We start from the raw sequence: 23,617 nt of genomic DNA, 5'->3' as shown, positions 1-23,617 counted from the left end.
CCCGAAAATGGGCCGGCTTGGGGAAGCCGCAGGGGCTTTCCCAACACCTTGTGGATAGTAAGGATCGCTATGACGGATCTCGCCAGAGAAGTTACCCCGGTCAACATCGAAGACGAACTCAAGCAGTCATACCTAGATTACGCCATGAGCGTAATCGTTGGGCGGGCGTTGCCGGATGTGCGCGATGGCCTCAAGCCGGTGCATCGCCGCGTGCTGTTCGCCATGCACGAGCTGAATAACGATTGGAATAAGGCCTACAAGAAATCGGCCCGTGTGGTTGGTGACGTGATTGGTAAATACCACCCCCACGGTGATTCAGCGGTATACGACACCATCGTGCGGATGGCGCAGCCTTTTTCCCTGCGCTACATGCTGGTGGATGGCCAAGGTAACTTTGGTTCCATCGATGGTGATTCCGCTGCTGCCATGCGTTACACCGAAGTGCGCATGGCCAAGATCGCCCATGAACTGCTGGCGGATCTGGACAAGGAAACCGTGGATTTCGTCGACAACTACGACGGCACGGAACGTATCCCCGATGTGATGCCCACCCGAGTGCCTAACCTGTTGGTCAACGGCTCTTCCGGTATTGCTGTGGGCATGGCCACCAACATTCCGCCCCATAACCTGGGCGAAGTGGTGGATGGCTGTTTGGCACTGATTGATGACGATAGCCTCACTCCGGATGACTTGATGGAATACATCAAGGGTCCAGACTTTCCCACTGCCGGCATTATTAATGGCCGTGCGGGAATCGTGCAGGCTTACCGTACCGGTCGGGGCCGCGTTTATATGCGCGCTCGTGCGGAAATTGAAGCCACCGACAAGAGCGGTAAAGAAGCCATTATCGTCACTGAGATTCCTTATCAGGTGAATAAGGCGCGGCTGATCGAGAAGATCGCCGAGCTGGTGAAAGACAAGAAAATCGAAGGCATCACTGAACTGCGCGACGAGTCTGATAAAGAAGGTATGCGCATCGTGATTGAGCTGCGCCGTGGCGAAAATGCCGAGGTAGTGCTTAATAATCTGTACCAACAGACCCAGATGGAGTCGGTATTCGGTATCAATACTGTGGCCTTGGTAGATGGCCAGCCGAAGATTCTTAACCTGCGTGAACTGCTGGATGCCTTTATCCGTCACCGCCGGGAAGTGGTGACTCGTCGAACCGTTTATGAATTACGTAAAGCCCGAGAAAAGGCTCACCTGCTGGAAGGCCTGGCGGTTGCCCTGAGCAATATTGATCCGGTTATCGAGCTGATCAAGGCCTCACCCAGCGGCGCTGAAGCCAAGGCCAAGCTGTTGGACAAGGGCTGGAAGCCCGGTGACGTGCTGCAAATGTTGGAGCGTGCCGGTGGTGAAAACGCGGCGCGCCCGGATGGCCTGGATGAACAATATGGCCTGGTTGATGGCCTTTATCACCTGAGCCCGGAACAGGCCCAGGCGATTTTGGACCTGCGCTTGCAGAAGCTGACCGGTCTGGAACGGGAAAAACTGATCAATGACTATCAGGAGCTGCTGGAGCAGATCTCTGAACTGCTGAAGATTCTCGGTAACCCCGAGCGTCTGATGGAAGTGATCCGCGAAGAACTACAGGCGGTCCGTGAAGAATACGCTGACGAGCGCCGTTCCGAGATCGTTGCGTCCCGTCAGGACTTCAGCATGGAAGACCTGATTGCTGAAGAAACCGTGGTGGTGACCCTGTCCAACGGTGGTTACGCCAAAATGCAGCCCATCGACACCTACCGTGCTCAGAAGCGTGGTGGTCGCGGCAAGTCTGCGGGCCAGCTAAAAGATCAGGATTATGTGGAGCACCTGCTGGTAGCCGGCACCCACGATACCCTGTTGCTGTTTACCAATGCGGGCAAGGTGTTCTGGTTGCGTACCTTTGAGTTGCCTCAGGGGGGCCGGGCATCGCGTGGCAAACCAATTGTGAACCTGCTGCCGGCATTGGGTGCTGACGAACGTATTACCGCTATTTTGCGTCTGGATGCCGACATGGTGCGCCAGCAGAAAGCCGGTGGCGAAGAAGACATTGTTGATGTAGATGACGCCGCTGACGTAATCGAAGACGAGACAGATAGTGATGTTGAGATTGAGGTTGAGCTTGAGGGTGAAGCCGAGGCGGTGACTGATACCGTTCCTGGACCCTTTATCTTCATGGCCACGTCCAGCGGTATCGTTAAGCGGACCGCCCTGGCCAACTTTGCCCGTCCACGCAGCTCCGGTTTGATTGCGGTGAAATTGCAGGAAGGCGAACATCTGGTGAACGTGGCCATTACTCAAGGCCACGAAGACATCATGCTGGTTGCCCGCAACGGTAAAGCCGTGCGTTTCCATCAGTCCAAAGTGCGTGTTATGAGCCGTCTGGCTCGTGGTGTGCGGGGTATCAAGCTGGCCGAAGGGGTGGACGTTATTTCCCTGATTGTGCCGGAAGAAAATGGCCAGATTCTTACCGCCTCTGAGCACGGTTATGGCAAGCGTACCCCGCTCACTGACTATCCCACCAAGGGGCGTGGCGGCCAAGGTGTGATTGCCATGGTGATCAACGAGCGAAACGGTGAGCTGGTGGGCGCCACTCAGGTGTTTGGCGAAGAAGACATCATGCTGATTTCTAACCAGGGCACCTTGGTGCGTACCGGTGTAAATCAGGTGAGTACGTCTGGTCGTAACACTCAGGGTGTTCGCTTGATTCGCTTGGCCGATGGCGAGGCATTGTGCGGTCTGGCTACTATTCCTGAGCTGGAAGGTGTCGAAGAAGAGGACGGCGAAGCCGATGAGGTGCTGGACGGTGAAGCAACCCCAGAAGCGCCGAAATCAGACGCTTCGGACGACGCCGAGGAATGAGTCTGTAGGAGCACCATTTGAGGCGCGAATCTTCTCATTCAAAGGAGGGTTTGCATCTTGAAAGGGGCTCTTGCGCGGCTTTAAACCTGCTTTGTTGTTATACCCAAGCCCGGTGTTACCGGGCTTCTTTGATTAACCGGTTTTGTACTTTTAATTCAGTCACGGAGAAATATGCATGTCCCGCGCCTATAACTTCTGCGCAGGTCCGGCGGCATTGCCGCAGGCAGTACTCGAACAAGCCCAGCAGGAAATGCTGGATTATCGGGGTCTGGGTCTTTCCATTATGGAAATGAGCCATCGCGATAACGTTTTTGTAGAGATTGCCGAGCAAGCCGAAAAAGACCTGCGCGACCTGATGGGCATCAGCGATGATTACGCTGTGCTATTTCTGCAGGGCGGGGCGTCCAGTCAGTTCGCCATGGTGCCTATGAATTTGTTAGGCGATGGGGAAACGGCGGATTATATCAACACCGGACAGTGGTCCAAAAAGGCCATCAAGGAAGCTGGGCGCTACGGCAACATCAATGTGGCTGCCAGCAGCGAAGACACTAACTTCTCCACGGTGCCGCCCCAGGAAAGCTGGAATCTTTCTGATAATCCGGCCTATGTGCATTATTGCCCGAATGAAACGATCGGTGGTCTGGAATACAGCTTTGTACCGCAAGTGGGGGATACCCCACTGGTAGCGGACATGAGCTCCACTATCCTTTCTCGTCCGATAGATGTGAATCAATATGGGCTGATCTACGCTGGCGCGCAGAAGAATATTGGCCCCGCCGGCCTTACTCTGGTGGTTATTCGTAAGGATTTGCTTGGCAAGGCAGCAAACAATGTTCCGGCCATGCTCAATTACCAGACCCATGCGGACAATGACAGCATGTACAACACACCGCCGACCTTTGCTTGGTACTTGTCTGGCTTGGTGTTCTCCTGGCTTAAAAAGCAGGGCGGTGTGGGCAACATGGGCGAAATCAATCAGCGTAAGGCGGAAAAGCTGTACCATTTTATTGATCACAGCGGCCTTTATAGTAATCCGGTAGAGGTGATCAGCCGCAGTCGTATGAATGTGCCTTTTGTTCTGGCAGATGATCGCCTCGACAAGCCATTTTTGGATCAGGCTCAGGCGGCTGGGCTGTTGAACCTCAAAGGCCACCGTAGCGTGGGAGGCATGCGCGCCAGCATCTACAATGCAGTGCCCGAAGCGGCGGTGGATGCACTGATCGACTTCATGGCAGAGTTTGAAAAGAAGAACGCTTAAGCGCTTCATGTAGCACGCACCACGCCCTGCTTGATGTGTTGGTGCCGTCGCGAAGCACAGTGATTGTTTGGAAGGTGGGTAAAACAATGAATTTGAACGGTCGGCGCCAGATCGTAACCAACGCTCCCACGCTTATTCGCGTGTTGCGGGAAGGGCGCCGCGTGCTTGCGAGGTCAATATGACCAATACCTTGGACGACTTGCGTAACGAAATTGATGAGCTGGACCAGAAGCTTCAGGACCTGCTCAACCAACGCGCAGCCTTGGCCCATAAGGTGGCGGAAGTGAAGACGGCCACGGACCCGAACCCGGTTTTCTATCGCCCAGAGCGTGAAGCTCAGGTGCTGCGCCGGGTGAAAGAGCGTAATCAGGGGCCGCTGGATGGCGAAACCATGGCGCGTTTTTTCCGTGAAGTGATGAGCGCATGCTTGGCACTTGAACAACGCATGAAGGTCGCGTTTCTTGGACCGGAAGGCACGTTTACCCAGCAGGCGGCGCTTAAGCACTTTGGCCATGCGGTAGAAAGCCTCCCGCTGGCTGCCATCGATGAAGTGTTCCGCGAAGTGGAGTCCGGTGCGGCCAACTACGGTGTGGTGCCAGTGGAAAACTCCACCGAAGGGGTGGTGAATCACACCCTGGATACCTTCATGACCTCCAGCCTGAAAATCTGTGGTGAAGTGGAGTTACGCATTCATCATCACCTACTGGCCGGGGAGCATACCCGCCAGGATAAGGTGACGCGGGTCTATTCCCACCAGCAAACTTTAGCCCAGTGTCGCCAGTGGCTGGACGCCCATATGCCCGGCGTGGAGCGTATTGCTGTTAGCTCTAACGCAGAGGCTGCGCGCCGCTTGAAAGACGAGTGGAATGCCTTGGCCATCGCTGGGGAAATGGCGGAAGAGCTGTATGGGCTTACTGCGGTGCAGCGCAATATCGAAGATCGCCCGGACAACACTACCCGGTTCATCATCATTGGGCGTCAAGACACTCCGCCCTCAGGCTGTGACAAAACCAGCCTGATGATCAGTGGCAAGAATCGCCCAGGGCTGCTCTATGAGGTCTTGTCACCTTTCCGGGATGAGGGCATCAACCTGACTCGCCTGGAGTCTCGACCCTCTCGCACCGCCAACTGGAGCTATGTGTTCTTTGTGGATTGCGAAGGCCACAAAGAAGATGACACCTTGCAGGCGGTGCTGGATAAACTAGAAGCCGCCGGCAACACCATCAAGCTGCTGGGTTCGTACCCCAAGGCGGTGTTGTAACCTGCGCTTTGGCACCGTAATCCCGGTGGGAGCCGTCGTTCGCCCATGATTGTTGGCCTGGGTGCGCTTTCGTGGTCGGGCGACCGCTCCCACAGTTCAAGGAGTCAACAATGACCTGTGACTACATCAAACTCGCCAACAGCGGTGTTCAGCAACTCAAGCCCTATGAGCCCGGCAAGCCCATTGCCGAGCTGGAGCGGGAGCTGGGCGTGACCGATATCGTCAAGCTGGCGAGCAATGAAAATCCGCTGGGCCCTAGCCATAAAGCGCTGCATGCGCTGCGCCATCTGGATGATCTGCATCTGTATCCTGATGGAGCCGGGTTCTCCTTGAAAGCCGCGTTATCGGAAACGTTGGGTGTGGCGAGCAACCAGCTGACGCTGGGGAATGGTTCCAACGATATATTGGAGCTGATTGCCCGCGCCTATTTGCAGCCCGGTGATGAGGCGATTTTTTCCGAATATGCCTTTGCCATTTATCCTTTGGTAACGCTGGGCTGTAGCGCCAAACCGGTACAGGTCTGCTCGAATCTTTATGGCCATGATCTGGCGGCAATGGCTGACGCCGTCACTGAACGTACCCGCGTAATGTTCGTTGCGAATCCGAACAACCCCACCGGTACTTGGTTCAACGCCCATGCGCTGGATGAATTTTTATCGCGCATTCCTGAGCGTGTGATTGTGGTGTTGGATGAAGCGTATTTTGAATACGTGGAAGAAAGCCATTACCCAAACGGCATCGATCGGTTGCAAAAATACCCAAACCTGGTGGTAACGCGAACCTTCTCTAAAATTCATGGCCTTGCGGGTTTGCGTGTGGGCTATGGGGTATCCAACCCGCAGATCGCCGATGTGCTCAATCGTATCCGTCAACCGTTCAACGTGAATACGCCGGCCATGGTGGCAGCGCAAGCGGCGTTGTCTGACGAAGACCATCTGGAAAACTCACGCAGTGAAAATACCAGTGGTTTGGTACAGATCGCGGAAGGCTTGCTGACGCTAAATCTTGAGCAGATTCCTTCGGTGGCCAACTTTATTGCTTTTGATTGCGGGCGAGAAGCCATGCCGATCTATCAAGGTTTGCTCAAACAAGGCGTCATTGTGCGGCCTTTGAGCGGCTACGGCATGCCCAACCACCTTCGCGTCACCGTGGGCACCAGTCGTGAAAATGAGCGCTTCCTTGATGCGTTGAAACATGTGCTCAAGGAAATGGCGAATGAATAGGCCCCAACCTTTTTTGGGCGCCCTTGTGGGGGCGCCGTTCAGGGCGTCAACCGTACCGGTAATGGCGGCTCACAACGTGGTTCACACCCCGAGGCGTGTTCGTGCAGATAAACGGGAATGCCGTGATGTCTGAGCCTTTGTTTAATCGTATTGCAGTGATTGGCCTTGGCCTGATTGGTGGCTCCTTCGCCGCCGCAGCCCGGGAAAATGGCCTGGCGCGTTCCATTGTGGCGGGCTCTCGTTCTGCCCGTACCCTAGAGCAAGGCATTGCTTTGGGTATTGTCGATAGCGGCAGCCAGGATTTGGCAGAGGCTGTGGCCGGCGCCGATCTGGTGTTTGTTTCTACCCCAGTATCCGCCATGGGTACGGTGCTGTCGGCATTGAAGCCGGGGCTGTCGAACGGAGTTATCGTCACCGATGGGGGTAGCGTGAAAGGCAACGTGGTCAATGCGGCCCGCGATGCTCTGGGCGCCCACTACGTCCGCTTTGTGCCAGGACACCCCATTGCAGGCAAGGAAAAAAGCGGCGTAAGCGCGGCCGATGCGAAGTTGTACCGCGATCACCGGGTGATCCTGACCCCCACCGACGCCACCGACCCGGCAGCTACCGCCAGAGTGCGCGCCCTGTGGACGGGCATGGGGGCGGAAGTGTTGCAAATGGCTCCTGATTATCATGATCAGGTGTTGGCGGAAACTAGCCATCTACCGCATCTGCTGGCGTTTTCTCTGGTGGATACGCTGGCCAGGCAGGGAGATTCCACGGAGATCTTCCGCTATGCTGCCGGCGGTTTTCGCGACTTCACCCGTATTGCCAGCTCCGATCCGGTGATGTGGCATGACATTTTTCGTGAAAACAAGGCGGCTTTGCTGCAGGCGCTGGGACAGTTCAGCGATGGCATCGATCGCTTCCGTCAGGCAGTAGAAAACGAAGATTCTGATGCCCTGATGGGCATCATGACCCGGGCCAATACGGCGCGGGCCCATTTTTTGGCAATGAACGGGCGCACCTCTTATACCCGCGCCCATAGTGTTCAGAGTGTAGGTGACGACACAACCATGACAGACAATACTCACGCCACAACCAATCCCACTTTTGTGGTGGCCCCCGGTGGTCAATTGCAGGGGCGCCTGCGTGTGCCGGGCGATAAATCCATGTCCCATCGCTCCATCATGCTTGGTTCGCTGGCAGAAGGCGTTACTCAGGTGGAAGGGTTCCTGGAAGGGGAGGATGCGCTTGCCACCTTGCAAGCTTTCCGTGACATGGGGGTAGTGATTGAGGGGCCCCATAACGGCCAGGTCACTATCCATGGTGTGGGCCTGCATGGTCTCAAAGCCCCCGAGAAAGCCTTGTACATGGGTAACTCAGGCACCTCCATGCGGTTACTTACCGGCTTGCTGGCGGGGCAGTCCTTTGATGTGGAGTTGACCGGGGATGCGTCCCTGTCCAAGCGCCCCATGGAGAGAGTAGCCAAGCCATTACGCGAAATGGGGGCTCAGATTACCACTGGTACAGACGGTCGCCCGCCAGTGCGTATTCGTGGTGGCCAGTCCCTTAAAGGCTTCCATTACGACTTGCCCATGGCGTCTGCTCAAGTGAAATCAGCGGTGCTATTGGGCGGGCTCTATGCTGATGGCGAAACATCAGTAACGGAACCGGCGCCTACCCGTGATCACACTGAACGCATGCTGGGTGGTTTTGGTTATGAAGTGCGTCGAGACGGCGCCACCAGTGCACTGTCCGGTGGCGGCAAGCTCACTGCGGGCAAATTGGAGGTGCCCGCGGATATCTCCTCTGCCGCCTTTTTCCTGGTGGGCGCTTCCATTGCCGCTAATAGTGAAGTGACGCTACCGCACGTGGGGATCAACCCTACCCGGACCGGTGTAATCGATATTCTCAAGCTGATGGGCGCGGATATTCGCTTGGAAAACCAGCGCGATGCAGGTGGTGAGCCGGTGGCCGACCTGGTGGTTAATGCTGCTCCGCTTAAGGGTATTGAGATCCCCGAGGCGCTGGTGCCTTTGGCCATTGATGAATTTCCGGCCATTTTCATCGCCGCGGCCTGCGCTCAGGGCGACACCATTTTGCGCGGAGCAGAAGAGCTGCGGGTGAAAGAATCCGATCGTATTCAGGTGATGGCCGATGGCCTTGCTGCGTTGGGTGTGAGTCACCAAGTGTTTGATGACGGTATTCGTATTACCGGTGGTGAGTTTGGCGGTGGGGAGGTGCAGTCCCATGGTGACCACCGCATCGCCATGAGCTTTGCCATGGCGGCTCTACGCGCCACTGGCCCCATTACTATTCATGATTGTGCCAACGTGGCCACCAGCTTCCCCGGGTTCGCCCAGTTGGCGACCCATGCAGGCCTGAAGCTGGAGGTGAAATGACCCCGATTTTAACCATTGATGGGCCGGTATCCTCCGGCAAAGGCACGGTGGCCCGGCGGGTGGCAATCCGCTTGGGGTGGCATCTTTTGGATTCCGGTGCGCTGTACCGTGTGCTTGGCTATCATGCAAGAAATCAAGGGGTTGCCCTAGACGACGAGCCTGCATTAATTGCTCTTGCGCAAGACCTGCCAGTACGGTTTGTGGAGCAGCAAGGCAATACTGCGGTGATTCTTGCTGGCGAAGATGTATCCAATATCATCCGCCAGGAAAGTGTCGGCGAATTGGCCAGCCAGGTGGCGGTATTGCAGCCTGTGCGAGACGCTCTATTGGCCCGTCAGCGGGTTTTTGCGGAATCGCCCGGCCTGGTGGCCGATGGCCGTGACATGGGAACCGTGGTGTTCACCTCCGCACCGCTCAAAATTTACTTGACTGCCAGTGCTGAAGAGCGCGCCAGACGGCGTTTTGAGCAGTTGAAGGAAAAGGGCTTTGGTGCTACCCTCGCGACCCTCGTCGAGGACATCCGCACCCGGGATGACCGTGACATGAACCGGGAGGTGGCGCCGTTGCGCCCGGCAGACGATGCCGTGGTGATCGATTCCACCACCCTGACGGTTGATGAAGTGGTAAACCGGATTCTTGATGAGGCTGCCGCACGCCAGCTGGTGTAACGGTAGCGCACATTTCGTTAGCGCCCTTCGGTGGACCGCCACCGTGGGGTAACTCTGTGTTAAGCGGCCGATCTGCTCAACCCTGAAAAAGTAAGCCAGCTGGGGAAGGGCGGATCTCATCTATTGACTAACCCATGTCTGCTGGTTGGCATGTGCGAAAACTGAGTGAATTTCATGACTGAATCTTTTGCTGATCTCTTTGAAGAAAGCCTAAAGGACCTGGACGTTGCCCGTGGCTCCATTATCAAGGGTACGGTTGTATCCATCGATAGCGACTGGGTAACCGTTAACGCAGGCCTGAAATCTGAAGGCATTATTGCCCGTGAAGAATTCCTTAACGAGGCAGGCGAGCTGGAAATTGTCGAAGGCGATGAAGTAGATGTTGCCGTAGACGCCATCGACGATGGTATGGGCTTCACCCGTCTGTCCCGTGAAAAAGCCAAGCGCGCCGAAGTTTGGGGCGAGCTGGAAAAAGCTTTCGACGAAGACGAGATCGTAAAAGGTATGATTTCCGGCAAGGTGAAGGGTGGCTTCACTGTGGACATCGGCCCGATCCGCGCTTTCTTGCCCGGTTCACTGGTTGATATTCGTCCGGTTCGCGATGTTGCGCACCTGGAAGGCAAAGAGTTGGACTTCAAGGTCATCAAACTCGATCCTAAGCGTAATAACGTAGTGGTTTCCCGTCGTGCCGTGATGGAAGCAGAGCACAGCGCAGAGCGCGAGCAACTGCTGGAATCCCTGCAGGAAGGCATGGAAGTCAAAGGTATCGTGAAGAACCTGACCGACTACGGTGCGTTCGTAGATCTGGGTGGTATCGACGGCCTGCTGCACATTACCGACATGGCTTGGAAGCGTATCAAGCACCCGAGCGAGATCGTGGAAGTGGGTCAGGAAATCGACGTTAAGGTTCTCAAGTTTGATCGCGAGAAGATGCGTGTTTCCCTGGGTCTCAAGCAGCTGGGCGAAGATCCGTGGCACGATATCGTGGGCAAGTACCCAGAAGGCACCCGCGTGAAAGCCAAGGTAACCAACCTGACCGATTACGGCTGCTTTGCTGAAATCGAAGAAGGTGTGGAAGGCCTGGTTCACGTTTCCGAAATGGATTGGACCAACAAAAACATTCACCCGTCCAAGGTTGTAGAGATTGGCGACGAAGTGGAAGTGATGATCCTTGACATCGACGAAGACCGTCGTCGTATCTCCTTGGGCATCAAGCAGTGTCAGTCCAACCCGTGGGATGCCTTCGAAGAGAAGTATCAGAAAGGCGAGCGCATTAGCGGCAAAATCAAGTCCATCACCGACTTCGGCATCTTCATTGGCTTGGAAGGTGGCATCGATGGCCTGGTGCACCTATCCGACATTTCCTGGGAAGAGCAAGGCGAAGACGCCGTGCGTAACTTCAACAAGGGCGATGAGCTGGAAACCGTGGTACTGTCTATTGATGCAGAGCGCGAAAGAATTTCCTTGGGTATCAAGCAGTTGACAGATGATCCGTTTGCTCAGTATGTTGCTGCAAACGACAAGGGAACTATCGTTAAGGGTGTAGTGAAAGCAGTAGACGCGAAAGCGGCCATTGTTGAGCTGGCTGAGAACGTTGAAGCTACCTTGCGCGCCAGCGAAATCAGCCGCGACCGCGTTAACGATGCGACCGAGGTGCTTAAGGTCGGTGACGAGGTGGAAGCCAAGATCACCAACGTTGACCGTAAGAACCGTGTTCTCAGCTTGTCCATTAAGTCCAAGGACCAAGCTGATGAGCGTGAAGCCATCGAAGGCCATCAGGAGCAGCAAGACGCCAACGCTCCGAAGACCATTGGTGACTTGATCAAGAAGCAAATGGAAAGCAGCAACGAGTCATAAACGGCTCCTCCCAGGGGCCGGCATCGCGCCGGCCCCACTGGGCTAGGAGCCCAGGGAGTAAGCTGTAATGGCATTAACCAAGTCAGAATTGATTGAGCGCATCGCCGACCGGCAAGCGCAGCTGTCGCCCAAGGATGTGGAACTGGCAGTAAAAACATTGATTGAACAAATGGCCGATTCTTTGGCCGGTGGTGGTCGCATTGAAATTCGCGGCTTCGGCAGTTTTTCCCTCCATTTCCGTGCCCCCCGAGTGGGTCGCAATCCTAAAACCGGTGCCAGTGTTGAGCTGCACGGTAAGTACGTTCCTCACTTCAAACCTGGTAAAGAGCTGCGTGAGCGGGTCAACGAATCGCTAAATGCAGATTCCGGCGAAGATGTTGATAATAACGGCAGTAACGGTAATCAAGCTGCCGCCAGTTAGTGTTGCCTGGCTTTCGAGCCTGGCCAGAAAAGGACGTTTCTGATGCGAAACCTTTACCGAATTTTGGTGATCTTGGCCGTTGTGGCCATTTTCCTTATCGCTTTTCTTTTTGTTACCAGCAATCGTGACCTAGTAATGATCGACCTGTTAGTAGACTCCTGGCAATGGCAGGTGTCCTTGGGTGTGCTGGTGATCTCTGTGTTGGCCATCGGCCTGTTGGTTGGGCTGTTGGCGGGGGTTGGCCTGCGAGGTATCAAGGGCCTGTTTTCATGAGTGAATCGTTGTGGCTGATTCCGCTATTTTTTGTAGCGATTTCTGCCGGTTTTTTTATGGGCCGGCGCGAAAGCAAGCGCCGCCAGCGCCGCCGCATGGCGTCCTTGTCCAAGGATTATGTGGCCGGCATCAATTTCTTTCTCAATGAAGAGCCGGACAAGGGTATTGAGACCTTGCTCAATGGCTTAGATCTGAGTGAAGAAGGGCTGGAAACCCATCTGGCACTGGGCAAGCTGTTTCGCAAGCGAGGTGAGTTTGACCGCGCTGCGCAGCTGCATACCCACCTGCTTGAACATGGCGACTATGGTCGTACAGTACAGGAAGAAATTCAGTTGGAGCTGGCCCAGGATTATCTGGCCAGTGGCATTTTTGATCTGGCTGAACAAGTATTGCTGGAAATGCTAGACCAGGACTGCCAAGCAAAGGATGACGTTTGCGAGCAGTTGATGGGCCTGTATGAACAGGAGCGTGACTGGATCAATGCCATCAGCATGGGCGAGCGTTTGCTCAAGAGCCGTGCGAACTTGGCGCCAGTGCTGGCGCAGTTCTGTTGTGAGCAGGCGGACAACCTGCGCCGTGATGGTGATACTAACCCGGCCCGCCGGATGCTCCGTCGAGCGCTCTCGTTCGATAATCAGTGCGTGCGCGCGAGTCTGGCCGAAGGTGATCTGGAAATGGCCGAGTTGCATTGGCAGGCAGCCATCGATGCCTTCCAGCGGGTGTGGACCCAAGACAGTGATTTCTTCGATGAAACCCTAGAGCGTTTGCGGCAGTGTTTTCAGCATTTGGAGAAAGAAGAAGACTTTATTCAGATGCTGGCCGATTACAGCGCTGAGAAACCCAGCACCACGCGGATATTGCTGCTCTCGGAAACGCTTAAAGAGCGTTATGGCGACAAGGAAGCGGCAGACTTTATTCGTGAATACATGAAGGCCAACCCGTCAGTGCGTGGGCTTAACCGCATTATCGACATGAGCCTAGCCAGCATTGCGGAGGGCGAAGCCCGTGAGCATCTGGATATGCTCAAGCAGGTGTCGGAGAAGTTACTCAACGACAAGAGTCTTTATAAGTGCCGTCGTTGTGGTTTTGAAACACCGCTGATGCAGTGGCGCTGCCCAAGCTGCAAACGCTGGGGCACCATTAAGCCGGTGGTGAAGGAAGCATAGCCCGCTACAATGCGAAACAGAGTGTCGCTCGGCTTAAAGCTTTTGGCCGTGAATACTTTGTGCCCTAATTGCGCGACCAACAGACAATTCGGTTTCGATATATTTTTTCGCGTTGCGCCGTGCTGCCCCGAATTCTTGAACCACTGTCTCGCAACGCCTAACATACCCGCGCTCCCACACCTGAGGATTCCCCTATGACGATTTCCAGCCCCGTTATTGTTGCTTTGGATTATCCGGATGCCGCTCAGGCTCTGGCGATGGCGCAACAGCTGGATCCGGCCAAGGTGCGGGTAAAAGTGGGCAAGGAAATCTTCACTCGCAGTGGCCCGGCGGTGGTCGACTCCTTGCACAAGCTAGGGTTCGAGGTGTTTCTGGATCTGAAATTCCACGACATTCCCAACACCGTGGCAGGGGCTGTGGCGGCAGCCGCAGACATGGGGGTGTGGATGGTGAACGTGCACGCCAGTGGCGGCCAGCGGATGATGGAAGGTGCAGCTAATGCCATTGCCAACCATGCCCAGCGCCCACATCTGATTGCGGTGACGGTACTCACTAGTATGGATGATAGCGACCTGCAGCAGGTGGGCGTTGTCGATGTGCCCAAAGTACAGGTGCAGCGGCTGGCAGAATTGGCGAAAGCGTCGGGAATGGATGGTGTGGTTTGTTCAGCCCAAGAGGCGGGGCTGTTAAAGCAAGCCTGTGGCGCCGCCTTTGAACTGGTAACCCCGGGTATTAGACCGCAAGGAACGGCGGCGGGGGATCAGCGCCGGGTACTTACGCCGGTACAGGCTCGTGATGCGGGTGTGGATTATATGGTGATCGGTCGGCCTATTACTCAGTCGGAAACGCCTACGGACGTAGTCGACACTATACTACGCAGCTTGGCATAACTGGCTTACAGCACTATTTGCCGTTGACGGATAACAGCGGTATTTCTGCCTCTTTAAGGTGAGATCTCCATTCAGAATAAAATTAAGGAGATTCCACATGAAAAAATATTACATTGCTATTCTCCCTCTGCTGATGGCGTTGGTGATGCCCGCTTGGGCTGCCGATCTGCAGGCTGCTTCCGGCACGGATGCTGCCAAAACTGCCACCGCCTCCAAAGCGAAAAGTCACACCATCAACCTGAATACTGCGGACATTACCGAACTGGAAAAACTCAACGGGGTCGGCCCGAAAACGGCCCAAGCGATCATTGATTTCCGTAACGCACAGGGTGGCTTTACTAGCCCGGATCAGTTGTTGGCGATTAAAGGTATTGGCGAGAAAACACTGGAAAAAATGCGCGATCAAATTGTGGTGAAATAACACTTGGAGCAAACAACCGGGCCGAGTTGCCGCAGCCAGGGGCTAGGTTCCAGGCTGCGGCTGAGCAGGTTCATCAGGGGTGCGGTTCGTTGCCCCCATCGTTTTGATGATCGAGGGAGCTGATATCTTCAGCACGATCCACGTCACGCTCAGGCGGTGGCGCCTTGGGAGGCACAGGTTCACTTTCAAGTTCTGATTTATCTCCCTTGTTTTCCTTTTGTTCTTTTTTCTTGCTGGCTTTTTCAGCCTGGGCTTCGACTTCCTCGGTGCTCTTCACTTCACCGATTCTAAACGCGGCGAACCCGGCGTGAACCACTTGGTTCACCGCCATGCCCAGCACTCGCCCGTTATAGGGGGCGATAATGGCACTGCCAGTATTGCTGATCGGGTCGGTTACGGTGCCCAGTATCTGCCCTTTTTTCACTTTGTCGTTCAGTTCCACCTCAGACAACAGAATTCCACCTTGGCTTGCGCGGATCCATTCTGATTCGAAAAATACCGGTTGTGGTGCGCTCCAAAATCGGCTGGCTTTGCGCATTTCCAGGTTTTCCAGCAGGGTTTCTATGGCCTGCACACCATAGCTTACCGCCTGGGTTTCTAACCGGTTTGGGCCGCCGGCTTCCATGGTTACAGCGACAATACCTTCTTTTACCGCCGCATCACGGAGCATGCCGGTCACCCCGGGGCTGTGCAGTACGGTCATGCCGCCAAAGTGTTTCGCGAAAGCAACTACGTCCTGATTGTCTAAATCGGCACGTAGTTGGGGTTGGTTAATCCGCTTCTGGGAGCCTGTATGCAGGTCTACCAAGTAATCGCAGTGGCTGACGATATTTCCAAACAACGAGTGGGCGACACGGCTGGCTGCGCTGCCATCCTTATTGCCGGGGAAGTAGCGGTTGAGGTCGCGGCGGTCGCTTAGGTAGCGGCTGCCGCTGCGAAAACCGTCTAGGTTAACAATGGGAACGCCGATCACAGTACCGGCCAGTTCGTTAGGCTCCAGTTCGTACATGAGCCGCCGAACCATTTCTATGCCGTTTAATTCGTCACCGTGAATAGCGGCGGTGAGGCACAGCTTTGGACCAGGTTTTAAGCCATGGGCGACGAGTACTGGGACTGGAGTGGCAATGGAGGCGAACGACTGATCCGGCGTCCAGTGTAGGGTTGCGAAGGTACCGGGCTGTACTCTCTGGCCAAGCAGAGGTAGCGGGTCTGGCCCCGCAGGTTCAGCTTCGCCTGTTGCCTCGTTGGTATCCGAGTGATCGGTGTTTGAGCTCTCTATTCGATGAGGGGGTTTATTCGGCGCGTCCGCATCGGTTTCTTGCTGTCGTTCTAGTGCTCTCTCTTCATCTTCCACCTCGGTGGCCCAAACGGGTTGGGCCAGAGTGGCGAGTAATGACAGGGTGCCCAGCGTTATCCATGACAGAGGTTTGTGCACAATGGCTCCTTGCATATTGTTGTCCGTGTTTAGGGGGCCGCTGCGCTGCGTCAGTGCTAGCCGAGCTGGTCCAGTTCATCCCAGCGGGCAAAAGCTTCTGCCAGCTGCTGTTCCAGCTCGCTTTGTTGCGTTTGTGCAGCGCTGATTTGCGCCGCGTCACCCTTGTAAAAATCTGGGTCAGACATGCGGGTTTGTACCGCATCTAAGTCTGTTTCCAATTGTTCAATACGAGCGGGTAATTCTTCCAGCTCCCGTTGATCCTTGTATGACCGTTTTTTGCGCGGCGCAGCAGGTTTGTCCGCCATCACCTGCTTGGCAGCTTTGACGGCTTTTTCCCGTTTGGGTTCCGGGCGCTGCCGTAACCAATCCTGATAACCGCCCACATAGTTGTTCAACCCACCGTGTTCGAAAACCAGAGTGGAGGTCACCACATTGTCGATGAACTCACGGTCGTGGCTGACGAGCAGCAGAGTGCCTTGGTAATTGATCAGCTGTTCTTCTAGGAGTTCCAGAGTTTCTGCATCCAGATCGTTGGTGGGCTCATCGAGCACCAAAAGATTGAATGGCTTGGTGAATAGTTTGGCCAGTAAAAGGCGGTTGCGTTCGCCGCCTGAGAGCGATTTCACTGGTTGGCGGACCCGAGCGGGGTCGAATAGAAAATCTTGTAAATAGCCGATTACATGTTTGCTTTGGCCATTCAGGTTAATGACATCGGAGCCTTCCGCCACGTTGTCGATAACGCTTTTTTCTTCGTCCAAGGTATCGCGTAGCTGATCGAAATAGGCCACCTGTAACTGGGTGCCCTGTTTAACTGTGCCACTGTCCGGGGTCAGCTTGTCCAGTAGCAGGCGAATCAGGGTGGACTTGCCACAGCCGTTGGGGCCGAGAATTCCCACTCGGTCGCCGCGCATCAAGGCCACGGAAAAATCCCGCACAATTTGTTTGCCGCCCACGGCATAGCTGATGCTATCGGCCTCCACCACAATCTTGCCGGAGTTATCGCTGCTTTGGATGGTCAGGCTGGCGGTGCCCGTGCGGCTGCGACGCTGGGAAAATTCATCGCGCATAGCTTTCAGGGCCCGTACCCGGCCTTCATTACGGGTGCGGCGTGCCTTGATACCCTGGCGAATCCATTTCTCTTCCTGGCTAAGTTTTTTATCAAACTCGGCGTTGGCCCTTTCTTCCGCATCCAGTGCTGCCTGCTTGCCGCTTAGGTACTTTTCGTAACTGCCGGGCCAGCTGGTCAGCTTGCCCCGATCCAGCTCGATAATACGAGTGGCCAGGGAGCGAATGAAGGCCCGGTCGTGTGAAATAAAGACCAGAGTGGTGCCGACGTTTTTCAGAAACTCTTCAAGCCACTGGATGGATTCCATATCCAGATGGTTAGTGGGTTCGTCCAGAAGCAGGATGTCCGGGTCTTGCACCAGTGCACGGGCGAGCAGTACACGCCGCTTCATACCACCAGAGAGGCCAGCGAAAGACATGTCGCCGTCCAGGTTGAGCTTGGATAGCACCGTATCCACTCGTTGGGATAGCTGCCAGGCACCACGGGCCTCAATTTCGCTGCTCAGCTCTTCAAAACGGGCCAGTACCTTGTCGTCTCCGTCGCCCAGATGGTGCACCAGTTCTGCGTGCTCGCTAAGCAGGGCGCCTTGTTCACCCAGCCCTTCGGCCACCATAAAATGCACACTGTGTTCTTGGTCGTCTGGCACTTCCTGTTCCAAACGAGCCACACTTAGCCCCTGAGTCTTCTCGATCTGGCCGTCATCGGCCTGGATTTCCTCGGCGATGACCTTCATCAGGGTGGACTTGCCGGCACCGTTTCGGCCGATTAAACACAGTCGCTCCCCTGTGTCGATGGATAGGTTAACGTGGTCCAGCAGCGGTTGTTGTCCGTAACTGAGTTGAATGTCGCGAAGCGTGAGTAAAGGCATACAGTCGGTTGGTCAAATATGTGAGTATTATGGGGCCAAGCTGCAAGCGACCAGCCACAAATCATAGGCCGCGATCACGCATCTATATCATTCTGCGTTTGTCTGCGCGCACGGATAGGGTGCGCAGAACGGGGCGATGATGAAGGCACGACATATTTGTGTGCTTTGTCGCTTGAGGCTGGTCGCTTGCAGCGCCTTATTGAACGCACAGTGTAGCAGCTTGTTACGGGCGTGTACTGGTCGTTGGGCCTTGGCCTGGGCAGTATGGCGGGGTGAAAAATAGCAGGTGGCTATGGCGTGCCACTGAGCAAGAAAGACCAAAAAAGGGAAGGGGAATGTCGGAATTTCTGCGTGAACGCTACGAAGAAGTGGACCTGACGCCGGGGCAGGGCAAAATCACAGCGACGATTTCCATCGGCCTAGGGTCGCTGGCGTTGTTAGGCAGCTTCTGTTTTCTTTATCCGGAACTGTTCACTACCCCGGAGTTTCGGGCTTTCTATAATGCCGATGTGCTGCGCATTGCCCTGTTTATTGGCATCGGGATTGGTTTTACTTGCGGTTTTTTCAGCGTTTTCCGGCATCAGGAACGGCGTTACGGCATCATCGGTATGGTGCTGGCCTGCATGGCTGCATTGATCGGCTCCGGGCGGCTGGATATGCCGCCGGTGGATGGCCGCAGCCTGTATGCCGGGCTGGATTATTTTATCTTGACCCTGCTGGTACTGGGGCTGGTGTTTATTCCGCTGGAACGCGCCTACCCGAAAAACCAGGAGCAGAAAACCTTGCGCGGTGGCTGGGTCACCGACATGAAGTATTTCCTGTTTAGCCATGTGGGGTTGCAGTTGATCAGCTTCTTTACCGTTATCCCGATTCAGGTATTTCTGCATGACAAGGTGAATATCGGTTTTCAGCAGACCATTGCGAGCCAGCCCTTGTGGTTACAGTTCATCGAAATCCTGATCGTAATCGATTTGGGCAGCTACTGGATTCACCGTGCCTTCCACGAGGTGCCCTGGTTATGGAAGTTCCATGCGGTGCATCATTCCACTACCCAGATGGACTGGCTGGCATCCTCGCGTTTGCATGTAGTGGAAATTCTCGCTAATCGTTTTGTGGGCTACCTGCCAATTTTTATTCTCGGTTTTTCGCCCTCGGCCGTGTATGCCTACTTGGTGTTTGTGTCGTTCCACGCCATCTTTATTCATGCCAATGTGCGCTTCCGTTTCCCGGGCGTGCGCTGGCTGATAGCCACCCCGGAATTTCATCATTGGCATCATTCTTCAGAAGACGAAGCGGTGGACAAAAACTACGCCGCCTTCCTGCCCATCTACGATAAACTGTTCGGCACCCTGATCATGCCGGATCGGCTCGCCGGTGAGTACGGTACCCGTGCCAGCACTCAAGTACCTGAAGGGGTGGTCAAACAGTTCCTGTTCCCGTTTCGCCGGGGGTAAAACAATTTCACCCAAAGGGCATAGGGAGCGCACAAAGAAAACGTTCTAAGTGCGCTCTGTACCCTCTGTGGTTAGCAAGGGTTTGATATGGATGACATCGTAGACATGCTGCGCGAACGCCATGACGGCGGCCTAATCGCCTTGGAGCTACCAGACGAAGACCGGCTGGTAGAGATTGAAGAACAGCTGTTGATTCCATTGCCGGCGGACTACAAAGCGTTCCTGCTTAGTGCCAGTGATATCGTGTGTGGCAGCCTGGAACCTGCCACAGTGATGGACGATTACGCCCACAACTTCCTCCCGGAAATGGCCGCTAATAGTTGGAATCAGGGCTTGCCGCGCTACTTGATTCCCGTCTGTGAGACTCCCAATGGCATCTATGCCATGTCACAGGAAGGTGAAGTGGTGCTGTGGCAGCCCGAGCAGGGGATCAACGAAGACGAGGTATGGGGTAGCATTTGGCAATGGGCCAGAGAGGTCTGGCTGGAAAGTTAAGCTCGCGCCATCAAAACGCGCCCGGTAGGTATTTCCTTCCAGAGACGAGCCCCATTAAGCGAAGAAAAAAGGGGCTGCTCTCTGCCTACCAAGATAACTGCCCGCCAAGATAAAAAGCTTTTCTTTACACGGTGCGCACCTCGAGGGGGCTATTACAGTAGGCTGTGAAGATTTCTCAGAACCCCGCCAAGTCCAGTTCATTATTAATGAGCACCACGCACTGCGACGCAAACAACATGGTTGGCCCCAAACTGATTTTCTCCGTGCCCAGCCGCTTTAAACTATTAAAGCTCTTCTTGGGCATGGGAATATGGTCAGTGAGCAAAAAACAGGGTTTCTGCGCAAAGTCTAGTTCGCGAATGTTCTCGCCTTTCGGGTCCATCATGTATAACTGATGCCCATCCTCGGCCAGTTCCTTCACTACCTTCTCAAAACTCTGTGTGCGCACGGTAATGCCGCTTTCCACGGCCTTCATCTGCTCCTTGCCCATGCCGGCAGAGGCGTCCAGAGCTCGTACCACCTTGGCCAGCAATGCCTGCTCATGGAAGCCTCCAATATCTCGCATCTCCGCCGCCACAAAGGTGATGGTGCGTGAATAGTCCTGGGTGCTTTCCAGCACCAAATGCACCACCACGTCATCACGATGGGACTGAGCCACAAAGATCGCATTCATTAAAGTATGCGCCAGAATCTCGCTATGGGCATCGCCCCCCACATTGGCGAGCAAGGTTTGGCTGTGGGTAGAAGCGGCACGGGCGCGGAGAACGAAGGTACGCATGATCAGTGGCTCAAGAAAATGTGCAGGGGATTGTACATCACAGGAGGCCCGCCCGTGATGGCCCGCCCGTGAAGCAACGAGCCTAGCCCGTTTTCAACAGAACCTTCCTTTCAACCCCGTGTAAGACATTTGTCGTTCAGCCGCTTTAGTGGACACCTTCTCTTAACCTGAGGAGGTGGCTAGCGCTCCGATACACTATCCGAGAAAGGCCTGACAATATTCTACAGACTTGCAAGTAAAGGCTGTTGAGCTTAGTTATCAGGAAGACATTCAGGTTCAGCGCATTGCGGCTGAGCTGGATATCCTCCCGATAATGCTTTCGAGGTGGTGTAGTGGCGCAAGGAATATCGAGACCGCAAGATCAAGCCAGATGTCCCCGCCGCCTCTTTATACCGGCTTAATTACTGGTCAGATCTAATCCACCAATGATGTACAGCCGGTTTCCGTCGATGGTGTTGGTGTCGAGCATTTTCTGCTCTAACTCACCGTCAGTGGACCAAGTGGCAAAATCGTCATCATTCAGAACACCAAGGTGGTTGTCGTCAATGACCCACAGACCTTCCATCTTGTCGTGGGGAAAATTCACTGCAGCGACCATATCGACGACCAGGCTCTTTTCCGCCGCTACAATGCCTGCGCTGGTCAACGTACTCCAGTCGCCGTCTGCAAGAACCACCTGCTCCAGGGTCTTGCTGTCGATGGTCAGGCCTAGCTGGTCGTCCTGTGCTATGTCTGTGGTGGCGGCTACCTTCTCAAGGTTGGTGGCGTTGGACAGGTCGATGCGGTAGACATGCTTCTGGGCGCTGGGGGTGACAGCACTTGCACCCTCGGGGCCACCATAAAGGAAGCTGCCGTCACGCTCGATGACCAGAAATTCGGTGTCGCTTAGGGCGACAATTTCTGAGTTGGAATTTTGAGTTTTTTCTTGTTTGTACAGGTACTGCCCTACCTCTTTTGTCTCCAGGTTAACCGTGACGATACGGGTGATGTTTAGATCTTTGACGCTACTGTCCGGGTTGTACAGAGTCGATTGCATAATGCCGACGAGGGTCTTTTCGTCCGGAGTGATCGCCAATCCTTCCATCCCGCGGTTGGCGCGGCGGTTAGCGAACTCCGCTGGCAGGTTGATGCTGGTGCGTGTGTCGTCGGCAAAGGCGTTGATACGGTCGATCTCTACGCCGTTGGCATTGTAGTGGACAATGTGCGGTCCATACTCGTCGCTTACCCAGAAGGTTCCATCGCTTAGCGCGACGAGACCCTCGCCATCGAGCCCGTAATTATCCAGTTTGAATGGGTTGGTGGTCTCGTTGTAGGGCTTGGTGTTGTCGATCACGATGGGATCGCCGTTATCGTCGTAGGGGGTCTCACCAGTGCCGCCCAGGGCGGCGCTATTGGGCAGGCCGCTGATGTTATTCCCGTCGCGGTCTTTGAGCAAAAGGGTGCTGACGTGGTTTATCTGGCCGTTCTGCATAACCTCGAATAAACCAATACGCGGGGTGTAGTCCGGGCTTGGAAACTTCTTTCCCTTGCCGTAGTCGCCGGTGAAAACGGCGTTGGGACCTCGGTCGGTAAGGGCGTAGAAGTGGGTGGGCTTGCTGGGATGGGCTGTCATTGCGGAGCCGAAACCCCCGTTACGTACTTCAAATGTTTGTTGGGTTTTGGCATCGATCAGGTCGCTGCGCAGCACATCATAGGATAAGAATACCCCTGCCGCCGGATAGCTTTCCAAGACCGCTGCAGTTTTTACACTGCCTGTTTCATCGTCACTGTCATTATCGCCACCGCAGCCGACGAGCACGGAAGTGGCCAACAGCGAGGTAAGCAACGCTTTTCTCTTAAACATCCGTTTTATTCCTTTTTTTTCAAAAAAATCGCTGAAATTATTCCGGCATAAGGCCACGGGGCACGAGCAGTGCTCGCGCTACTGACAAAATGTTGGGATATATTCGTAAACAAAGGTGGTCTTGGTTTTGGAGTCGGAATCAACCCACCCGCTGAGGCTCTTGAGTGCCTCGAAGGAGTCCTTGGCGCGGTTGACCACTTTGCGTGTGTAGTCCGCCGATACGTCTTCATACTTGAACGAGATTTCGGCGACTAGCGGTTTTTGGCTGCCCGAGGGGATGCCTTGGTACCAGAGGGTGACGCTGATTTGCGCATCGTGCTGCCCCAGGTCTATTTCGACACCGCGGTAGACATGTTCGCGCACGCTCAGGTTGCCGACTAAAGATAAAGCGAGGTCATCATCGAGCCCGTAGTGGGAATGAAATTCAGGGAAGTGGACGTTAACATCCTCTATTTTATTAATAGTGCGCGCGTTGGGGGCTTTGGTGGAGTGGCTATAGACGACCTTGAAGGGTTCGTTGGCATTGGCGCTCACGTCGGACTCAAGTTTCGTCTCGGCACCTGGAGTGTCGGAGGAGACATCCTCGAAATCTGAAAGATAACGGTCTGGGGAACGAAACTTCAGCGCGACCTCGGAGGCGCCGTTTTCAACTCGCTCTCGCAATGAGTAGCCGCGGCGACGAAGCTCACAGCTGCCCTGCGTGTCGAAAAAACTGATGTCGCGTTGCTTTTCTAGCCACGGCAAGCCGCTCACGCTGCGGTTAATAGCGTGCTCTATTGCGTTGTGCGCATCATCGAGCAGCGAGGTGACGGTGGCGCTTTCAGTGCTATAGCTGAAGGGGGCGACATGTAGCATTAGCTTGTATTCGCGGGAGGTCACATCAGGGTTGGCCAGCGCACTGCCGACGGGCAACAACAGGAAGAGGGCAAGTAGCCGATAGCGATTTCTCATTGCCGTAATCCTTGTGTCTTGTTGTGCCTGATGAGGGAGAGCATTTTCTATGTCCACTGAA

Annotated in this window: 19 protein-coding genes; 14 read left to right on the top strand and 5 right to left on the bottom strand. The window is 54.9% G+C overall.

Annotated elements, in window-relative coordinates:
• The first annotated feature begins 69 nt into the window (after window positions 1-69).
• The 12 genes from gyrA (at window position 70) to AS19_RS08960 (ending at window position 14,666) form a co-directional block, all read left to right on the top strand.
• Window positions 70-2,844: a DNA gyrase subunit A gene (gene gyrA / locus AS19_RS09015; RefSeq protein ID WP_046961973.1), complete on the top strand. Its 2,775-nt coding sequence runs from the start codon at window positions 70-72 to the stop codon at window positions 2,842-2,844.
• Between the two features lie 175 nt (window positions 2,845-3,019).
• A complete protein-coding gene (serC, locus tag AS19_RS09010; protein WP_035461045.1) occupies window positions 3,020-4,102 on the top strand; it encodes a 3-phosphoserine/phosphohydroxythreonine transaminase in 1,083 nt (360 codons plus the stop codon).
• A gap of 178 nt (window positions 4,103-4,280) precedes the next feature.
• Entirely contained in the window at window positions 4,281-5,363 is a 1,083-nt protein-coding gene (gene pheA, locus AS19_RS09005) for a prephenate dehydratase (protein WP_011589030.1), read from the top strand.
• A 110-nt stretch (window positions 5,364-5,473) separates the two neighbouring features.
• The gene (hisC, locus tag AS19_RS09000; protein WP_011589029.1) at window positions 5,474-6,586 is read left to right on the top strand and encodes a histidinol-phosphate transaminase; all 1,113 of its coding nucleotides are present in this window, start codon (window positions 5,474-5,476) and stop codon (window positions 6,584-6,586) included.
• Window positions 6,587-6,711: 125 nt separating this feature from the next.
• Entirely contained in the window at window positions 6,712-8,970 is a 2,259-nt protein-coding gene (locus AS19_RS08995; RefSeq protein WP_046961972.1) for a bifunctional prephenate dehydrogenase/3-phosphoshikimate 1-carboxyvinyltransferase, read from the top strand.
• The gene (cmk, locus tag AS19_RS08990; protein ID WP_011589027.1) at window positions 8,967-9,638 is read left to right on the top strand and encodes a (d)CMP kinase; all 672 of its coding nucleotides are present in this window, start codon (window positions 8,967-8,969) and stop codon (window positions 9,636-9,638) included. The genes AS19_RS08995 and cmk overlap by 4 nt, the downstream gene beginning before the upstream one ends.
• Window positions 9,639-9,812: 174 nt before the next feature.
• Window positions 9,813-11,495 carry a 30S ribosomal protein S1 gene (gene rpsA / locus AS19_RS08985; RefSeq protein WP_011589026.1) on the top strand — a complete coding sequence of 561 codons (1,683 nt, stop codon included), beginning with the start codon at window positions 9,813-9,815 and terminating at the stop codon, window positions 11,493-11,495.
• Window positions 11,496-11,562: 67 nt separating this feature from the next.
• Window positions 11,563-11,916: an integration host factor subunit beta gene (gene ihfB / locus AS19_RS08980; protein WP_046961971.1), complete on the top strand. Its 354-nt coding sequence runs from the start codon at window positions 11,563-11,565 to the stop codon at window positions 11,914-11,916.
• A 42-nt stretch (window positions 11,917-11,958) separates the two neighbouring features.
• Window positions 11,959-12,189 (top strand): lipopolysaccharide assembly protein LapA domain-containing protein, encoded by a 231-nt coding sequence (locus AS19_RS08975; protein WP_011589024.1) that lies wholly within the window; start codon window positions 11,959-11,961, stop codon window positions 12,187-12,189.
• Window positions 12,186-13,355 (top strand): lipopolysaccharide assembly protein LapB, encoded by a 1,170-nt coding sequence (gene lapB, locus AS19_RS08970; protein ID WP_046961970.1) that lies wholly within the window; start codon window positions 12,186-12,188, stop codon window positions 13,353-13,355. The genes AS19_RS08975 and lapB overlap by 4 nt, the downstream gene beginning before the upstream one ends.
• 194 nt (window positions 13,356-13,549) lie before the next feature.
• Window positions 13,550-14,245, top strand: coding sequence for an orotidine-5'-phosphate decarboxylase (gene pyrF / locus AS19_RS08965; RefSeq protein ID WP_011589022.1), 696 nt, complete (start codon window positions 13,550-13,552; stop codon window positions 14,243-14,245).
• A gap of 97 nt (window positions 14,246-14,342) precedes the next feature.
• Window positions 14,343-14,666: a helix-hairpin-helix domain-containing protein gene (locus tag AS19_RS08960; protein ID WP_011589021.1), complete on the top strand. Its 324-nt coding sequence runs from the start codon at window positions 14,343-14,345 to the stop codon at window positions 14,664-14,666.
• 73 nt (window positions 14,667-14,739) lie between these two features.
• Here AS19_RS08960 and AS19_RS08955 read toward each other — a convergent pair whose 3' ends face one another.
• Both AS19_RS08955 and AS19_RS08950 read right to left on the bottom strand, forming a co-directional pair.
• Window positions 14,740-16,116 (bottom strand): succinylglutamate desuccinylase/aspartoacylase family protein, encoded by a 1,377-nt coding sequence (locus AS19_RS08955; protein ID WP_046961969.1) that lies wholly within the window; start codon window positions 16,114-16,116, stop codon window positions 14,740-14,742.
• 41 nt (window positions 16,117-16,157) lie between these two features.
• Complete coding sequence (locus AS19_RS08950) at window positions 16,158-18,035, bottom strand: ATP-binding cassette domain-containing protein (protein ID WP_035461055.1); 1,878 nt, start codon at window positions 18,033-18,035, stop codon at window positions 16,158-16,160.
• A gap of 335 nt (window positions 18,036-18,370) precedes the next feature.
• On the opposite strand from AS19_RS08950, the gene AS19_RS08945 reads away from it, so the two are divergent.
• Together AS19_RS08945 and AS19_RS08940 are read left to right on the top strand one after the other, a co-directional pair.
• On the top strand, window positions 18,371-19,489 hold the full coding sequence (locus AS19_RS08945) for a sterol desaturase family protein (protein ID WP_035461057.1): 1,119 nt from the start codon (window positions 18,371-18,373) through the stop codon (window positions 19,487-19,489).
• Window positions 19,490-19,576: 87 nt separating this feature from the next.
• Window positions 19,577-19,984 (top strand): SMI1/KNR4 family protein, encoded by a 408-nt coding sequence (locus tag AS19_RS08940; RefSeq protein ID WP_046961968.1) that lies wholly within the window; start codon window positions 19,577-19,579, stop codon window positions 19,982-19,984.
• Window positions 19,985-20,159: 175 nt separating this feature from the next.
• Here AS19_RS08940 and trmY read toward each other — a convergent pair whose 3' ends face one another.
• From trmY to AS19_RS08925, 3 genes are all read right to left on the bottom strand, one after another.
• On the bottom strand, window positions 20,160-20,762 hold the full coding sequence (gene trmY, locus AS19_RS08935) for a tRNA (pseudouridine(54)-N(1))-methyltransferase TrmY (RefSeq protein WP_011589015.1): 603 nt from the start codon (window positions 20,760-20,762) through the stop codon (window positions 20,160-20,162).
• A 397-nt stretch (window positions 20,763-21,159) separates the two neighbouring features.
• A complete protein-coding gene (locus tag AS19_RS08930; protein WP_035461058.1) occupies window positions 21,160-22,605 on the bottom strand; it encodes an esterase-like activity of phytase family protein in 1,446 nt (481 codons plus the stop codon).
• A 78-nt stretch (window positions 22,606-22,683) separates the two neighbouring features.
• Window positions 22,684-23,556 carry a hypothetical protein gene (locus AS19_RS08925; RefSeq protein WP_011589013.1) on the bottom strand — a complete coding sequence of 291 codons (873 nt, stop codon included), beginning with the start codon at window positions 23,554-23,556 and terminating at the stop codon, window positions 22,684-22,686.
• Window positions 23,557-23,617: the final 61 nt, after the last annotated feature.

It is taken from the genome of Alcanivorax sp. NBRC 101098, from assembly GCF_001010505.1.
Classification (GTDB): domain Bacteria; phylum Pseudomonadota; class Gammaproteobacteria; order Pseudomonadales; family Alcanivoracaceae; genus Alcanivorax; species Alcanivorax borkumensis.
This window is presented reverse-complemented; position numbering and strand designations above follow the sequence as displayed.

Coding starts and splice junctions, on each gene's coding strand:
- gyrA (WP_046961973.1), top strand. CDS start 70: ATGACGGATCTCGCCAGAGAAGTTACCCCGGTCAACATCGAAGACGAA.
- serC (WP_035461045.1), top strand. CDS start 3,020: ATGTCCCGCGCCTATAACTTCTGCGCAGGTCCGGCGGCATTGCCGCAG.
- pheA (WP_011589030.1), top strand. CDS start 4,281: ATGACCAATACCTTGGACGACTTGCGTAACGAAATTGATGAGCTGGAC.
- hisC (WP_011589029.1), top strand. CDS start 5,474: ATGACCTGTGACTACATCAAACTCGCCAACAGCGGTGTTCAGCAACTC.
- AS19_RS08995 (WP_046961972.1), top strand. CDS start 6,712: ATGTCTGAGCCTTTGTTTAATCGTATTGCAGTGATTGGCCTTGGCCTG.
- cmk (WP_011589027.1), top strand. CDS start 8,967: ATGACCCCGATTTTAACCATTGATGGGCCGGTATCCTCCGGCAAAGGC.
- rpsA (WP_011589026.1), top strand. CDS start 9,813: ATGACTGAATCTTTTGCTGATCTCTTTGAAGAAAGCCTAAAGGACCTG.
- ihfB (WP_046961971.1), top strand. CDS start 11,563: ATGGCATTAACCAAGTCAGAATTGATTGAGCGCATCGCCGACCGGCAA.
- AS19_RS08975 (WP_011589024.1), top strand. CDS start 11,959: ATGCGAAACCTTTACCGAATTTTGGTGATCTTGGCCGTTGTGGCCATT.
- lapB (WP_046961970.1), top strand. CDS start 12,186: ATGAGTGAATCGTTGTGGCTGATTCCGCTATTTTTTGTAGCGATTTCT.
- pyrF (WP_011589022.1), top strand. CDS start 13,550: ATGACGATTTCCAGCCCCGTTATTGTTGCTTTGGATTATCCGGATGCC.
- AS19_RS08960 (WP_011589021.1), top strand. CDS start 14,343: ATGAAAAAATATTACATTGCTATTCTCCCTCTGCTGATGGCGTTGGTG.
- AS19_RS08955 (WP_046961969.1), bottom strand. CDS start 16,116: ATGCAAGGAGCCATTGTGCACAAACCTCTGTCATGGATAACGCTGGGC.
- AS19_RS08950 (WP_035461055.1), bottom strand. CDS start 18,035: ATGCCTTTACTCACGCTTCGCGACATTCAACTCAGTTACGGACAACAA.
- AS19_RS08945 (WP_035461057.1), top strand. CDS start 18,371: ATGTCGGAATTTCTGCGTGAACGCTACGAAGAAGTGGACCTGACGCCG.
- AS19_RS08940 (WP_046961968.1), top strand. CDS start 19,577: ATGGATGACATCGTAGACATGCTGCGCGAACGCCATGACGGCGGCCTA.
- trmY (WP_011589015.1), bottom strand. CDS start 20,762: ATGCGTACCTTCGTTCTCCGCGCCCGTGCCGCTTCTACCCACAGCCAA.
- AS19_RS08930 (WP_035461058.1), bottom strand. CDS start 22,605: ATGTTTAAGAGAAAAGCGTTGCTTACCTCGCTGTTGGCCACTTCCGTG.
- AS19_RS08925 (WP_011589013.1), bottom strand. CDS start 23,556: ATGAGAAATCGCTATCGGCTACTTGCCCTCTTCCTGTTGTTGCCCGTC.